Genomic DNA, 382 nt, shown 5'->3' on the forward strand with positions numbered 1-382 from the left:
GGGGTCTGTTAACTCCGAGAGTCCATCCTGGAAGTTCCAGGTAAATTCCGTGGTGTTGTTTAAGCCGTCGGCTGCTCCGGTCAGGTGGCCTTCCGCATCGTAGGACAGGCGGTATTTGGTGCCGGCGGGGCTGGTGACTTCCACCAGGTTGTGGTTTGCGTCATAGCCATAGCGGGTGATGTAGCCCATGGGGTCTGTGACGGTTTCCAGGTTTCCCTCGCTGTCGTAGGTGTAGCTGGTGGGGTTTTCCCGCTGGTCTTTTATATTTGATATTTTATTTTCTTGGTTGTAGGTGATGGCGGTGGTCCTGCCGGCGGTGTCCGTTACGCCGGTTAGGAGATCTCCCTCGTAGCCGTAGGTTATGGTGTTGTTGTTAAGATCC

At 54.7% G+C, this 382-nt stretch carries 1 protein-coding gene; it reads right to left on the reverse strand.

Annotated features, from left to right (window positions below):
• A partial coding sequence (locus tag DCCM_RS05670) for an RHS repeat domain-containing protein (protein ID WP_133163946.1) occupies positions 1 to 382 on the reverse strand: 382 nt, incomplete at both ends.

The organism is Desulfocucumis palustris, assembly GCF_002933875.1.
GTDB classification, from domain to species: Bacteria; Bacillota; Desulfotomaculia; order Desulfotomaculales; family Desulfocucumaceae; genus Desulfocucumis; species Desulfocucumis palustris.